The organism is Bradyrhizobium sp. S3.12.5 (assembly GCF_040548225.1).
Lineage (GTDB): Bacteria > Pseudomonadota > Alphaproteobacteria > Rhizobiales > Xanthobacteraceae > Bradyrhizobium > Bradyrhizobium cytisi.
This window is the reverse complement of record NZ_JBEPRF010000003.1, coordinates 69,588-84,133: the sequence shown is the minus strand read 5'-3', so window position 1 is coordinate 84,133 and position 14,546 is coordinate 69,588. Positions and strand designations below refer to the sequence as shown.

Annotated in this window: 11 protein-coding genes; all 11 read right to left on the bottom strand. The window is 65.0% G+C overall.

Annotation, left to right across the window (positions count from 1 at the left end; translation table 11 throughout):
- Positions 1-20: 20 nt before the first annotated feature.
- A complete protein-coding gene (locus ABIC09_RS04510) occupies positions 21-920 on the bottom strand; it encodes an outer membrane protein assembly factor BamD (protein ID WP_148754099.1) in 900 nt (299 codons plus the stop codon).
- Positions 921-1,152: 232 nt separating this feature from the next.
- A complete protein-coding gene (lpxC, locus tag ABIC09_RS04505) occupies positions 1,153-2,115 on the bottom strand; it encodes a UDP-3-O-acyl-N-acetylglucosamine deacetylase (RefSeq protein ID WP_354108524.1) in 963 nt (320 codons plus the stop codon).
- A gap of 362 nt (positions 2,116-2,477) precedes the next feature.
- Positions 2,478-4,277 carry a cell division protein FtsZ gene (gene ftsZ, locus ABIC09_RS04500; RefSeq protein ID WP_354108523.1) on the bottom strand — a complete coding sequence of 600 codons (1,800 nt, stop codon included), beginning with the start codon at positions 4,275-4,277 and terminating at the stop codon, positions 2,478-2,480.
- 87 nt (positions 4,278-4,364) lie between these two features.
- Complete coding sequence (ftsA, locus tag ABIC09_RS04495) at positions 4,365-5,687, bottom strand: cell division protein FtsA (RefSeq protein ID WP_354034272.1); 1,323 nt, start codon at positions 5,685-5,687, stop codon at positions 4,365-4,367.
- The gene (locus tag ABIC09_RS04490) at positions 5,684-6,712 is read right to left on the bottom strand and encodes a cell division protein FtsQ/DivIB (protein ID WP_148754095.1); all 1,029 of its coding nucleotides are present in this window, start codon (positions 6,710-6,712) and stop codon (positions 5,684-5,686) included. The genes ftsA and ABIC09_RS04490 overlap by 4 nt, the downstream gene beginning before the upstream one ends.
- Positions 6,713-7,059: 347 nt before the next feature.
- Positions 7,060-8,046 carry a D-alanine--D-alanine ligase family protein gene (locus tag ABIC09_RS04485; protein WP_354108522.1) on the bottom strand — a complete coding sequence of 329 codons (987 nt, stop codon included), beginning with the start codon at positions 8,044-8,046 and terminating at the stop codon, positions 7,060-7,062.
- A gap of 29 nt (positions 8,047-8,075) precedes the next feature.
- The gene (murB, locus tag ABIC09_RS04480) at positions 8,076-8,996 is read right to left on the bottom strand and encodes a UDP-N-acetylmuramate dehydrogenase (RefSeq protein ID WP_354108521.1); all 921 of its coding nucleotides are present in this window, start codon (positions 8,994-8,996) and stop codon (positions 8,076-8,078) included.
- 4 nt (positions 8,997-9,000) lie between these two features.
- Entirely contained in the window at positions 9,001-10,404 is a 1,404-nt protein-coding gene (gene murC, locus ABIC09_RS04475) for a UDP-N-acetylmuramate--L-alanine ligase (RefSeq protein ID WP_354108520.1), read from the bottom strand.
- A 138-nt stretch (positions 10,405-10,542) separates the two neighbouring features.
- Complete coding sequence (murG, locus tag ABIC09_RS04470) at positions 10,543-11,643, bottom strand: undecaprenyldiphospho-muramoylpentapeptide beta-N-acetylglucosaminyltransferase (RefSeq protein WP_354108519.1); 1,101 nt, start codon at positions 11,641-11,643, stop codon at positions 10,543-10,545.
- Positions 11,644-11,753: 110 nt separating this feature from the next.
- On the bottom strand, positions 11,754-12,905 hold the full coding sequence (ftsW, locus tag ABIC09_RS04465) for a putative lipid II flippase FtsW (RefSeq protein ID WP_148754090.1): 1,152 nt from the start codon (positions 12,903-12,905) through the stop codon (positions 11,754-11,756).
- 236 nt (positions 12,906-13,141) lie between these two features.
- A complete protein-coding gene (murD, locus tag ABIC09_RS04460) occupies positions 13,142-14,539 on the bottom strand; it encodes a UDP-N-acetylmuramoyl-L-alanine--D-glutamate ligase (protein ID WP_354108518.1) in 1,398 nt (465 codons plus the stop codon).
- Positions 14,540-14,546: the final 7 nt, after the last annotated feature.

Sequence of the window (14,546 nt, the reverse complement as noted above, 5' to 3'; positions counted from 1 at the left end):
CCAGATTTCCTAGCCGAGACCTAGAGGCCTATCCCCTTGAAGGTCCGGCTGATCCAGGACCCCTGATTCTCGCTCGGCTCGAGACCGCCGGATTTTACAAGATTATAGGCGTCCTTGTACCATCGGCTGTCGGGAAAATTATGCCCGAGCACGGCGGCGGCGGTCTGGGCCTCGCCGACGATGCCGATCGACATGTAGGCCTCGGTGAGGCGGTAGAGTGCCTCCTCGACATGGCGCGTGGTCTGGTACTGCGTCACCACGGCCTTGTAGCGGTTGATCGCCGCCGTGTAGTCGCGCTTCTGCATGTAGTAGCGGCCGACATTCATTTCCTTGCCGGCGAGCTGATCGCGCGCGCCCTCGATCTTGGCCTTGGCGGAGGTCGCATATTCCGATGTCGGATATTTGCGCACCACCTCTTCCAGCGAGGCGATCGCCTTCTCGGTGCGGGCCTGGTCGCGGCTGATATCCGGGATCTGATCGTAATGCGAGGCGGCGATCAGATACTGCGCGTAAGCGGCGTCCGGGCTGCCGGGATGCAGGGTGACGTAGCGGGTGGCAGCGCCGATGCAGCTGTCATAGTCGCCGCCCTGGTAGGACGCGTAAGCCGACATCAGCAGCGATTTGCGCGCCCAGTCGGAATAGGGATGCTGGCGGTCGACCTCTTCGAACTTCTTGTTCGCCGCCTTCATGTCCTTCTTTTCGTTCATGAGGTACAAGCCCTCATTGTAGATCTTGTCGGCAGGCTCCTCGACGAAGGTATCGTCCTTGGCGATGAACTTGTCCCAGAGCGAGCCGGTGCCGCAGCCGGCCAGCGGCAAGGCGAGCAGAAAGAGGGTCGCGGCCTGAAGCAGCCGACGAATCCCGGTCGGAGCTTTTGGAGAGGCCAAGAGATATCCGCGCGTCATACGCTGTGCCGACATGAATTTAAGACCTGACGCCCTGTGATGCGGTGCCCGCCAGCCCATGATCCCCGTCACGGGCGCGAAATGTGACCGTGGTGCCTGCCATGCGACCACGTCGGTGTAACCGAAAAACGATTGTTAACCTATCGGATAGGCAGGCATTCCGCCCGGATTAAGGCGAAAACGCCGCAATGCTAGCCGATCATGGTTACCAGGAGTTTCCCGGACAAAACGCCAGCCGCACCAGGCTTCAGGACACGTCCGGCCCATAGGCCGCAGCGATCCGGCCGCCAACAATACCGCTGCCGACTTCGGCCACAGGACGCGTGGTGCGGCGGGCCGCTTCGCCCTCGACCACCCGCCAGGCGGTACGGTCGGCGAGCAATGCGGTCAGGACGGCGTGGTTGAGCTTGTGACCGCCACGCACCGAGCGATAGGCGCCAAGCAGCGGCAGGCCGGCCAGCGCGAGATCGCCGATCACGTCCAGCACCTTGTGGCGAGCGCATTCGTCGGCGTAGCGCAGGCCCTCGGTGTTGAGCAGCCGCTCGTCGTCGAACACGACGGTATTTTCAAAGGAGGCGCCTAGCGCATAGCCCGCGCTCCAGAGCCGGGCAACATCACCCATCAGACCGAAGGTCCGGGCACGGCCGACTTCGCGGCGGAAGCGCTCGGGGCTCACGTCGAAGCCACAGCTCTGCCGGCCGATGACGGGATTGGTGAAGTCGATCTCCACCTCGGCGCGGAAGCCGTTGGCGTAGGGCCGAATCTCGCCGAAGGCGTCGCCGATCTTGACCGAGACCGGCTTCAAAACCTGGATGAACCGGCGCTGCGCCGGCTGGTTGACGATACCGGCCTGATCGATCGCCGCGATGAACGCAGCGGCGCTGCCGTCCATGATCGGCACCTCGGGACCGTCGACCTCGATGGTGGCGTTGTCGACACCCATGCCCCGCAGCGCAGCCAGCACGTGCTCCGCGGTAGAAACCAGCGGACCGCTGCGATCACCGAGGACGGTCGCGAAGTCGGTCGCGATCACCTGCTCGGCGGTCGCCTGGATCTCGCGGTCACGTCCGTCGAGCCCGGTGCGGACAAAAATAAAGCCTGCATCGACAGGTGCAGGTCCGAGCGTAAGGGTGACTGGAAGACCGGAATGAACGCCGACGCCGGCCACACTGGCTTGCGCGCGAAGCGTTGTTTGCCGGCTAAATTTCATCTGGAACCGCCCCACTACGACCCATTGCGACTTATACTAAACCCGACTGATCGATCGAGATCGACCTTCCGAATCTCCGTATCCCCAAGTCACGCCGAACCATAGTCACTGCCTTAAACAGCGCCAACTCACGCTTTTTTACCGATTGTTACCCCAAACCAGCCGTATTCGCGCCAAGGCTTAACCAAATTGCGCCGGGGTTTGGGGCCGTTATCGGCAGCTTTACTGAAGCACCGAACCTGTAATTAATGATTTAAAATCAGTTGCTTGAACGCCCAATCCGGATATGCACGGGACCAAAGGAAAGGCCCCGGCAAGCTTCCCGCCGGGGCCTTTCTGCGTCTGCCTTATTGTAACAATCCTCAGGTCGCCTGCCGCCGCAGGAAGGCCGGGATATCAAGATGGTCGTCTCCCTGTGGCGCCGGCGCAACAGGCGCGGGGCGACCATGGGCGTCGAGACCCTGCGGCGCGGGCCGGCGGGCATATTCCGACACCGGTTCGCTGGCGGCGATCTGCTGCTGCACCGTTCGCTGCGCCTTGCGCTCGGGCAGCGCCGGCATGGCGGGACCGGCGGTGCGGGCGGCGATCGGGGCCTCGGTCTCCTCGTCGCGACGACCGAGGCCGACATTGGCAAGGCGCTGGAGCAGCGACAGGCGGGTCTTTTGCGGCGTCTCTTCCTCAACCTCGCCACGGGCCTGACGCAGCTCGGCCTGGGCCGGCATCGGCAGCTCGTCGAGGCGCGGCATCCGCGGCGCGCGCGCCGGGGCACGCTCGGCCTGCGGTGGGATGAAGGTTTCCGGCGTCATTGGCTCATGCATGGCCATCGGCGCCTGCTCGGGCTCCGGAAACAGCGTGGGCTTCTGCGCGATCGGGCGCACGGTGACGTCGCCATAGGTCTGCATCGGCGCGGGCGCCTGCGGGACTTCGGAAACGGCAGCCGCGATGGCCGCAAGCGCCGCACGTTCGACATTGGAACGCGGCGCGATCGGAGCAGCAGCGCCCGGCGCGGTACCCGGGATCTGCGATTCCAGCTTCTGAGCGCGCTCGGCCATGCGCTGGTTGTCGGCGCGGAGACGCGCGGTCAGGTCGGCGAGACGGCTCTCGGCAGCGGCGGCCGGAGCCGCGGGAGCCTGCTGGACCTGAGGTGCCGCGTTCGCAACCGGAGCGCTGGTGCCCTGGGTGTTGCGGGCGATCGCAGCCTGCTCGATCCCGGTGGCGACGACCGAGACGCGGATCAGGCCGTCGAGCGCTTCGTCGAAGGTCGCGCCGACGATGATGTTGGCGTCCTGGTCGACTTCCTCGCGGATGCGGGTCGCGGCTTCGTCGACCTCGAACAGGGTGAGGTCCTTGCCGCCGGTGATGGAGATGAGGAGGCCCTTGGCACCCTTCATCGAGCTGTCGTCGATCAGCGGGTTGGCGATCGCGGCCTCAGCGGCGGTCAGCGCGCGCTTGTCGCCGGAGGCTTCGCCGGTGCCCATCATCGCCTTGCCCATTTCCCTCATCACCGCTCTCACGTCGGCGAAGTCGAGATTGATCAGGCCTTCCTTGACCATCAAATCGGTGATGCAGGCCACGCCCGAGTAGAGCACCTGGTCGGCCATCGCGAAGGCGTCGGCAAACGTGGTCTTCTCGTTGGCAACCCGGAACAGGTTCTGGTTCGGAATAATCAGGAGCGTGTCGACAACCTTGTGAAGCTCGTTGATGCCGGCTTCAGCGGTGCGCATGCGGCGGCCGCCTTCGAAGTGGAATGGCTTGGTCACGACGCCGACCGTGAGGATGCCCATGTCGCGGGCGGTCTTGGCGATGACGGGAGCTGCGCCGGTGCCGGTGCCGCCGCCCATACCGGCGGTGACGAACACCATGTTGGCGCCCGAGAGATGATCGCGCAGCTCGTCGATGACTTCTTCCGCGGCAGCAGCGCCGACGTTCGGCTGCGAGCCGGCGCCGAGGCCCTGCGTCACCGCGGTGCCCATCTGCACGATGCGCTGCGCCTTCGACATCGTCAGCGCCTGCGCGTCGGTATTGGCGACCACGAAGTCGACGCCCTGGAGGCCGGCCGTGATCATGTTGTTGACGGCGTTGCCACCGGCGCCGCCGACGCCGAACACGGTGATGCGGGGCTTCAGTTCGTGAATATCAGGAGCATTGATGCTGATGGTCATGTTTGCCTCTCGATCACGCGCGCGTGGGTTCGCCCCGGCCTGCGGCCGCGGGAGTTGGTGAAAATCGACAATTGAGGAAAGCGGTCATCAGAAGCCCTCGCGTAGCCATCGTCCGACCTTTCCGAAATAACCGCCTGTTCCTGTCCTGACCTGCTGCCGCGTTTGCCGCGGTTCGACATGTTCGTGGTGAACATATTGCGGGTAGACGAGAAGTCCGGCCGGCACCGCGAACGCGGCGTTCTTCGCCTCGTTGGGCAGCCGGCCAAAACCGAGCGGACGTCCGACCCGCACGGGCCGGCCGAGAATCTGGGTTCCGAGCTCGACGAGGCCGGTGAGCTGCGAGGCTCCGCCGGAGAGCACGACACGGCCCTTAGGCTCTGCCGCGAAGGGCGAATCCTTCAGCTTGTCCCGAACCATTTCGAAGACTTCCTCGGCACGATGCTTGACGATGGTGGCGATGGTGGCGCGCGAAACGATCTGCGGCAGATCCTGGTCGTCACCGGCTGTCGGTACAGACATCAGCTCACGCGAGTCCGATCCGCCGGTGATGACGGTGCCGTATAACGTCTTGATTCGCTCGGCATCGGCAATGGTCGCCGAGAGTCCGCGCGCGAGATCCATCGTGATGTGTTGCCCGCCGACCGCAAATCCGGCCGCGTGCACGAAACGTCCGCCGGAATAGACCGCGATGGTGGTGGTGCCCGCACCCATCTCGACCACGGCAGCGCCGAGATCGGCCTCGTCGTCGGTTAGCACCGACAGGCCGGCCACATAGGGGCTCGCCGCCATGGCTTCGACGTTGAGATGGCAGCGTTCCACCGCCAGCATCAGGTTCCTCGCCACGGTGGCGTCGCAAGTGACGACATTCATGTCGACGCCGAATTGATGCGCAACCATGCCGCGGGGATCGCGGATGCCTTTGACGCCATCGAGCGTGTAGCCGACCGGCAGCGCATGCAGCACGGTACGGCCCTCGCCGGTGGCGTGGCGCATGCCGGTGGAGGTGACGCGGCTGACATCGGCCGGCGTCACTGCGCCGCCGCGGATATCGGCTGCCGCCTCGACCAGCTGGCCCGCGAGACGACCGCCGGAGACTGACAGCAAAACGGACTCGACCCGGACCTTGGCCATTTTCTCCGCAAGCCCGACGGCCTGGCGCACCGCCTGCTCGCATTCGGCGAGATCGACCACCGCGCCGGCCTTCATGCCGCGCGACTGGATCTGGCTGTAACCGATCAGTTCGACCGCGTGGGTCCGGCCGCCCAAGGCCTCGCTCGGCGCCGACGGCTTCAGCCGCGCGATCATGCAGGCGATCTTGCTGGTGCCGATGTCGAGGCAGGCGACGAGACCGCCGCGCTTGTGCGGCATTGGGCGCGTCTTCGGCGTCTGGGTGCGATCAAGACCGGTCATGCGGCGTCCCCGGCCTTCTTTTTCTTCTTGTCCTTGAACAGATCCTCGCGCGCCTTTGCGGCGTCATCGGACAGCTGCACCACCAGACGGTCGGGCAGGCGCATGTCGATCGCGACGATATCCTTCGAGAACAGCCTGTCGTCCTTATCGAGCTTGGAGAGCGCAGCCAGTGCGTTGCCGACATCCTGCTCCGGAAGGCGAATGTCGAGGCCGTCCTTCAGCCTCAGGTTCCAGCGCCGCTCACCGACATAGATCGCGGCTTTCGTCACCGAGTTCACCTGCGGATAGCGGGCGAGCAGCGCGAGGAAGTCGCGGGCCTGCGTGTCGGCGCCCTTGCCGACCACGAGCGGCAGCGACAGGAACCGGCGCGAGACATAGGGTTCGAGTAGCGCGCCGTCGTCGGCGATGACGGAAAGCCGGCCGGCATCCTGCCACAGCGCGAACGCCTTGCGCTCGGTGATCTCGATCATGAGCCGGCCCGGATAGAGCTTCAGCACGGTCGCGTCCGCAATCCAGGGATTGGCCTTGAGCTTGTCGCGGACGTCGTCGGCAGCGAGGAACAGCAGCGAGGAGCGGCCGCTGACGCCGCCGATCGCGAGAATCTCGTCCTGGCTGAGCTGCTTGCGGCCGTTGATCACGACCGAGGTGATGCGGAAGCCGGCCGAATTGGCCATGGCGTTGCGCGCGTCGCTGACCGCCGTGATGAAATCCTGGAGATGGCCGCCCTTGACGGTGCCGAGGCCGCAGCTGCCGATCAGCAGCAGCACGGTCAAGCTGATCCCGACCCGGCGCGGCAGGTAGCGCTCGACCAGCGCGACCAGGCGCGGTGGCGGCTCGCGCTCGACGACAGCCTTGGCCTTGATCCTTTGCTTGGCAGCAGCACGCGTCTGTTCAAGTCTTTCCTGGCGCTTGTCCTGGACCCACTCGCGCAGAAGCACGACCGCTCCGATAGCGGCCGCCTTCAGGTCAGCTTGGGGCCTCAGCGATCTCAAAAACGACCGGGTGAGGCTTCCTGCACCATCCATTGCACGAGCTCGTCAACAGTTTGCCCACGACACCGCGCGGGTCCTGGCGAATGTGACGTCTCGGTCTGCCGGGCCGGGTGAGGGTCTTCGGCAGAAGAAACCGCTCCCCTTCAAAGCGTTCGCCGGTCGGGGACAATCCGAAACAGCTCACGCACCGGCAGCCAAAACGCCATATGCGCCGCCAGCGTTAACCTTCGGACTTCCTGGTAAACAAAAGGTAAAGTTCGTTAACGGAGAATGCTTTTTGCCCAGCTCTGTGAGGCAGTTATGCCACGATATCCGGCATTTTACCGGTTTTGGGCACCAAACCGGCCGTTTTCGCCCTGTCAGCCGTTAACCAATCCTAACTATTTCCGCACCCGCCGCACCGCCAGCTCGATCAGGTCGCGGAGGAAGTCGACAAACGCGATGCCCTCGGCTTTCAGTGCCTTGGGGTAGAGCGAGGACTTGGTCAGCCCGGGCAGCGTGTTGGTTTCGAGATAGACCAGCCCCTTCTCCGAGACGATGAAGTCCGAGCGGGAATAGCCGGCGCAGGACATCGCACGATGCGCCAGCATCGCCTGGGTCTTGAGCGCGGCGGTGACCTCGGGGGTGAAGCGGCCCGGGCAGATTTCCTGGGTCGACTTCAAAAGATATTTTGCGGCGTAGTCGAAACTGCCCTCGCCCGGAATGATCTCGATCGGCGGCAGCGAGACGATCGAGCCATCGGTGCGCTCCAGCACGCCGCAGGTCGCCTCGACGCCGGCGATGTAGGGCTCGATCACATACTCTTCGTGTTTTGCGGCATTGCGGACGGCGACGAGATCCTGCCTGGCGTTGACGAAGATGAGGCCATAGCTGGAGCCATCGCGCGCCGGCTTTGCAATCAGCCTTCCGTACTCGGCGAAGGCATCATCGATATTCTCGAGCGCGATACCCTCAGGCGGCGTCACGCCGCCGAGCGCAGCAAAGCGCTTGGCCGCGATCTTGTCGAAGGCGAGATGCGAGGAGGCCGAGCCGGAGCCTGTGAACGGCACGCCGCGCGCCTCGCACATCACCTGCAATTCGCCGTTCTCAGCGCTGCCGCCATGCAGGCTGAGCACGAGGACGCGGTCTTCAGTCCTGGCCCTGTCGAGCGCCTGCGCCAGCGGAATGCCGCGCGTGCCAGGCTTGAACTCGTCCTCGAAGGGCCGGGAATGTTCGAGCAGCTGCTTGGTCTGCACGACGTGCACCTTGTCCTCGACGTCCCACCACCAGAGATCGGCCTCGGGCAGCGCCTGATGCAGCGCCTGGGCTGAAGCGACGGAAACCAGACGCTCTCGATTGGAGCCGCCAAAGAGGATCGTGGTGCGCATGTTCTCTCGTCGCCTGTTTGCCTCGTCGTTCAAGCGGAAACCCCGATCCGCTTGATTTCCCAGTGCAGCTCAATTCCGGAATTCGTCTTCACGCGTTCGCGCACCGTCTCGCCCAGCGTCTCGATGTCGTGCGCGGTGGCATCGCCCGTGTTGATCAGGAAATTGCAGTGCATCTCGGAGACCTGCGCGCCGCCGACGCGCAGGCCGCGGCAGCCTGCGGCATCGACCAGCTTCCAGGCGGAATGGCCGGGCGGATTCTTGAAGGTCGACCCGCCGGTCTTTTCGCGGATCGGCTGCGCGGTCTCGCGGTGGTTCTGCACCTCCGCCATGCGCGCGCGGATCGCATCGGTATCCCTGATCTCGCCGCGAAAGCGTGCGGAGGTGAAGATGATGGAGGGGTCGACGCCGCTATTGCGGTAGACGAATTTCATGTCGGCGTTGGAGAATACTTGCTTCGTGCCGTCGCGCCCGACGCCGCGCGCCTCGATCAGCACGTCCTTGGTCTCGCCGCCATTGGCGCCCGCGTTCATGCGCATCGCGCCGCCGATCGTGCCGGGAATGCCGGAATAGAATTCGAGCCCGCCGATATTGGCAGAAGCCGCGACCTCCGCGACGCGCTTGTCGAGCGCAGCCGCACCTGCGGTGACGACGTCACCGTTCGCAGCGGCCTCACCAAAAGTGCGCGGCGCCAGCCGGATCACCACGCCGGCAATGCCGCCATCGCGCACGATGAGGTTGGAGCCGACACCGACGACATAGACCGGGATATCCTTGGCGAGATGCGCGAGGAAATAAGCGAGATCATCCTCGTCCGCCGGCGTGAACAGCACCTGCGCCGGCCCGCCGACGCGAAACCAGGTCAGCTCGGCCAGCGACTGGTTGGCCAGCAACCGCCCGCGAAGATCCGGCACCGCGGCTTTGAGATCGGGCGTGATGTCGGGGAATGCCACCACCCTACCCCAGCGCCTTCAATTCGCCGGGCAGTGCGTACGCCCATTGCGTGATGTTGCCGGCACCGAGACAGACGACGAGATCACCCGACTTCGCCACGCCTTTGACGATGTCCGCAAGCTCGGAGGCTGCCGGCAACGGGATCACCTCGCGGTGGCCATGCGCGCGCAGGCTAGCTACGAAATGATCGCGGTCGATGCCGTCGATCGGCGTCTCGCCGGCGGCATAGACGTCGGCGACGACAACAGCATCGGCATCGTTGAAGCAGGTACAAAATTCCTCGAACAGCGATTGCAGGCGGGTGTAGCGATGCGGCTGCACCACGGCGATGATCTTGCCGTTGGTGGATTCCCGCGCCGCCTTCAGCACCGCGGCGATCTCGACCGGGTGATGGCCATAATCGTCGATCACGGTGATGCCGCTCCACTCGCCGGTCTTGGTGAAGCGGCGCTTGACGCCGCCGAATCCGGCAATCGCCTTGCGGATCGCGTCATCTGAAACGCCGAGCTCGCGCGCGACCGCGATCGCGGCCGTCGCGTTGGAGGCATTGTGACGGCCCGGCATCGGCAGCATGAGATCGGCGATCTCGTGCACAGTCCCAGTTTTGCGATCACGGAACGCGACCTTGAATTTTGATCCGCCCCCCATCGGCGTGAGATCGACAAACTGCACATCGGCCTGCGGATTCGCGCCGTAAGTGATGATGCGTCGGTCCTCGATCTTGCCGACGAGGTTCTGCACGACAGGATGATCGATGCACATCACGGCAAAGCCGTAGAACGGCAGGTTCTCGACGAAATGCCGGAAGGCATCCTGCACGGCCTCGAAGGTCTTGAAGTGATCGAGATGCTCAGGATCGACATTGGTGACAATGGCAACATCGGTCGGCAGCTTCAGGAACGTGCCGTCGCTCTCGTCGGCCTCTACCACCATCCAGTCGCCGGCGCCGAGACGCGCGTTGGAGCCATAGGCGTTGATGATGCCGCCGTTGATCACGGTCGGATCGAGCCCGCCGGCATCGAGCAGCGTTGCGACCATCGTGGTCGTGGTGGTCTTGCCGTGCGTGCCGGCAATCGCGACGCAGCTCTTCAGCCGCATCAGCTCGGCCAGCATCTCGGCGCGGCGCACCACGGGAATGCGCCGCTCACGCGCCGCCATCAGTTCCGGATTGTCGCGCTTGATCGCGGTGGAGACCACGACGACCTCGGCCCCGTCGACATTCTCGGCCTTATGGCCGACCGAAACTTTCGCGCCCTTCTTGCGCAAACGGTCGAGATTGTAATTGTCGGAGGCGTCCGAGCCCTGCACGGAATAGCCGAGATTGACCAGCACCTCGGCGATGCCGCTCATGCCGATCCCGCCGATCCCGACGAAGTGGATGGGTCCGATCTCGCGCGGCAGTCTCATGCTCTATCCCATGGTTCCGTCGTCATGCCCGGGCTTGTCCCGGGCATCCACGAATCCCAAGCTACTTCATGCAAGACGTGGATGGCCGGGACAAGCCCGGCCATGACGGCAAAAATACGAAAATCGGTCCGTTTAGGCTCAGATTCCCGCGACTTTGACCACCAGATCGGCCAGCCGCTCGGTGGCGTCGAGCCGGCCCGCCCCCTTCGCCGCGGCCGCCATGGCGGCAAGGCGCGCCGGCTCGGCCGCGAAACCGGATATCTCGGCGGCGAGACGATCCGAGGTGAACTCGGTCTGCGGGATGCGAATGGCGCCGTCGACATTGGCCAGCACGCCGGCATTGGCGAACTGATCCTGGTCGATCGCGCCCGGCAGCGGCACCAGGATCGAGGGTCGGCCGATCGCGGCGAGCTCGGCGACCGTGCCGGCGCCGGAGCGCGACACCACCAGGTCGTTCGAGGCGAGCCGCGCCGGCAGATCCGTGAAGAACGGCGCGAGCTCGGCATTGATCTTGAGCTTGTCGTAGACCGCGCGCACGCGCGCCATGTCCTCGTCGCGGACCTGCTGGGTGAGGACGAGCCGGCCCCACAACGCGGGCTCGAGCCGCTCGATCGCGCCCGGCACGATGTCAGCCATGATCCGGGCGCCCTGGCTGCCGCCGACGACGAGCAGGCGCAGCGAGCCATTCACTTCGGGCGCGACATATGGCTCGGCCGCAGCGGCGAGGACCGTCGGCCGCATCGGCGTGCCAACCGTCGTGGTCTTGGCTGCCAGCGCTGGATCGCGATCGAGCACGCCCGGCAACGACGTCGCGATGGCGCGGACGCGGCTCGACAAGAAACGGTTGGCGCGGCCGAGCACCGCATTGGCCTCGTGGATGATGCCGGGCACGCCGGCGAATTTTGCCGCGATCAATGGCGGCAATGTCGGATAGCCACCGAAGCCGATGACGGCAGCGGGGTTCAATCGCTTGATCAGGCGGTAAGCGGACAGCGTGCCGGTGGCGAGCGTGATGCCGGCATAAGCCAGCTGGACCGGATTGCGACTGCGCGCCGTCTCGCTCGCGACGACGTCGATCATGTCCTTGCTGAACAGCCCACTATAGCGCAGCGCGCGCTCATCCGTAACCAGGCGCACGCGAAAGCCGCGCCGGATCAGTTCGACGCCGAGCGCTTCGGCCGGAAACAGATGGCCGCCGGTGCCGCCCGCGGCGAGAAGAATCAAGGGGGAATTGTGCATGAATGCCCTTTTACAAGGCCTCCGCCGTCATTGCGAGCGAAGCGAAGCAATCCAGACTGTGCCCGTGGAGGGATTCTGGATTGCTTCGCTGCGCTCGCAAAGACGAAAAACTACGCGTAGCTGCGCATCGCCTCGGCATGGCCGCTGGCCTCGACTTCGGTGCGCGGGCGCAGCCGCGTCAGCGCCAGCATCATGCCGACGCCATAGGACAGCGATATGATCGAGGAGCCGCCATAGGAGATGAAGGGCAGCGTCATGCCCTTGGCAGGGATGAGCTGAAGGTTGACCGACATGTTGATCGCCGCCTGCACGCCGAACAGGATTGCAAGGCCGGAAGCCGCAAAGCGCGAGAACATGTCCTCGTTGGCATAGGCACGCGACAGCGTACGAATGACGACGAAGGCGAACAGCGTCAGCATCGCCAGGCACAGGATGATGCCGAACTCTTCGGCGGCAACCGCGAACACGAAGTCGGTATGGCTGTCCGGCAGGCTGCGTTTTGCGATGCCCTCGCCCGGTCCGAGGCCAAACCAGCCACCGTTGTAGAAGGCCTCCATCGCAGTATCGACCTGGAAAGTGTCGCCGGAGGCCGGGTTCATGAAGCGCTTGATGCGGCCGGCAACGTGGGGAACAAAAAGGTATGCGCTGAACAGGCCGGCCGCGGCCGCGCCGGCAAGGCCGAACACCCAGATCATGCGCATGCCCGCGATGAAGAACAGCGAGCCCCACACCATCAGGATCAGCATGGTCTGGCCGAAGTCGGGCTCCATCACCAGCAGCGACACCAGCATCAGCAGCAGCACCAGCGCCATCGAGGTCGCAGGCATCTCCGGCCGCTTGGTCGATTCCGCGAACAGCCAGGCCGCGATGACGACGAACGACGGCTTTGCGATTTCGGAGGCCTGAATGTTGACGCCGAGCAGCGTGATCCAGCGCCGCGAGCCCTTGACCTCGGGGCCGATCGCGAGCGTCACCACGATCAGGATAATGCTGATCGTGAAGATGATCAGCGCGCTTCGCCGGATCGAGCGCGGCGACAGGAAGGAGACGCCGACCAGCACCATGAAGGACGGCGCCAGGAACATCACGTGGCGGCTGAAGAAGTGGAAGGGATCGAGCCCGATGCGGGTCGCGACCGGCGGGCTCGCCGCCAGCGACAGGATGACGCCGGTCAGCATCAGCACCAGGATCGCGCCGAGCAGCGGCTTGTCGACGGTCCACCACCACTCGGTAAAGGGGGTGCGTTCTTCACGGGAGAGCATGGGCGGCCGCTTTCGGACAGAGGTCGGCCCATTGGTCGCCGAGGTTGGTTACCGGGGGGTTAAGGCAATAGCTATCTTTCGAGATAGCATACGTCGGCCACCACAAATGCCCGTCATACCCCGCGAAGGCGGGGTATCCAGTACGCCGTGGCGTCGCGGCCCAAGCACCGCCTCTGGGATACTGGGTCACCCGCCTTCGCGGGTGACGACAGCAGAGATTGTGCAGCAAGCGCGCCCTACACCACCGGCTTCACACCCGGCAGCGCCTGCACCAGCTCGCGGAACCTGGTGCCGCGGATCTCAAAATTGCGGTACTGGTCGAAGGAGGCGCAGGCCGGCGACAGCAGCACGACCGCGTCGGACAGGCCCGACGCTTCCGCATCGCGCGCGGCGTGCTCGACGGCAACGTCGAGTGTCTGGCTGATCTCGTGCGCGACCGAGCCGAGAGTGCCGGAAAACTCCTTCGCGGCCTCGCCGATCAGATAGGCCTTGCGGATGCGCGGGAAGAAGCCGGCGAGGCCGGTGATGCCGCCCGCCTTCGGCTTGCCGCCCGCGATCCAGAAGATGTCGGCAAAGGACGACAGCGCATGCGCGGTGGCGTCGGCGTTGGTGCCCTTGGAGTCGTTGACGAACAGCACATTGCCGCGGCGGCCGACCTGCTCCATGCGGTGCGCCAGGCCCGGAAAGCTGCGCAGGCCGTCCTGCAACACGTCCAGGCTGATGCCCATCGCAAGCGCGGCAGCCGCCGCGCAAGCCGCGTTCTGCGCATTGTGCAGGCCGCGCAGCGAACCGATGCCGCCGAGCTTTGCGATTTCGCTGCGCGCGCCGCCCGAGGTGCGCACGATGGTGCCATGCTCGACATGAATGCCGCTCGCCAGCGGATTCCTGATGGAGATGCGCACCACGTTCTTGCCGGCGCGGTCGAGCCGGTCGGCGATGTCGCGGCAATAGCCGTCATCGACGCCGATAATCGACGTGCCACCTGCCTGCACGCCGACGACGAGACGCTCCTTCACCGCGGCGTAATGCGCGATAGTGCCATGACGATCGATATGGTCCTCGCTGACATTGAGCAAAATGCCGACGGAGGGATCGAGCGAGGGCGTGAGGTCGATCTGGTAGGACGACATCTCGATGACGTGGACGCGACCCATGCGCGGCGGCTCCAGCGACAGGATCGCGGTGCCGATATTGCCGCCCATCTGGGTGTCGTAGCCGGCGACCTTGGTCAGATGCGCGATCAGCGCCGTCGTGGTCGACTTGCCGTTGGTGCCGGTGATGGCAACGAACGGCGCGTTCGGCGCGTGGCGGCGGCGCTCGCGGCAGAACAGCTCGATGTCGCCGATCACCTCGACGCCCGCCTCGCGCGCCTTCAGCACGCTCCAGTGCGGTACTGGGTGGGTCAGCGGCACGCCCGGCGCGAGCACGAGCGCTGCGAAATTGCCCCAGGAAACGTTGCGCAAATCTGCGGTGATGAACCCGGCCTGCGCCGCCTTGGCGACGTTCTCGGCGCTATCGTCGGCGGCGATCACCTCGGCGCCACCGGCCTTCAGCGCGTGGCAGGAGGCAAGCCCCGAGCCGCCAAGGCCGAACACCGCGACCGTCTTGCCGGCGAAGGATGTGACCGGGATCATCGTGGTA